Raw genomic sequence first — 391 nt, 5'->3', positions numbered from 1 at the left:
CACGTCCAACAATCTCAATATTAGGATCATTCTTAATGACTAATTCCAAACCATCAAGAACTATCTCATGGTCATCAGCAATAATAATCTTTATCATATATTACTATTTATAGGTATTTCTATATTCACATAGGTTCCACGTCCAATTACAGAATCAATATCGATTTCACCTCCTAATGAGCTCACTCTAGACCTTATATTTTGTAACCCCATGCCATTGGAGTGTTCATTAGTGTTAAAGCCAATACCATTGTCTTCTACTTGAACATTTACTTTATTTTTAAGCTTTAATATTTGAATAGTTACATGACTTGAATCTGCATACTTTAAAATATTATTCATCAACTCTTGAATGATTCTATATATTTGGATTTCAATATTGTTTTCTAGC

At 29.9% G+C, this 391-nt stretch carries 1 protein-coding gene; it reads right to left on the bottom strand.

All coding sequences use genetic code 11. The features are described 5' to 3' along the window. Nucleotides 1-93: 93 nt before the first annotated feature. A partial coding sequence (locus SCA31_RS22580; RefSeq protein ID WP_410699291.1) for a sensor histidine kinase occupies nt 94-391 on the bottom strand: 298 nt, incomplete at its 5' end.

Source organism: Chryseobacterium sp. SIMBA_028, from assembly GCF_046535285.1.
Taxonomy (GTDB): domain Bacteria; phylum Bacteroidota; class Bacteroidia; order Flavobacteriales; family Weeksellaceae; genus Chryseobacterium.
Note: the sequence above shows the minus strand (reverse complement) of the source record. Positions and strands in the feature narration are given on the sequence as shown.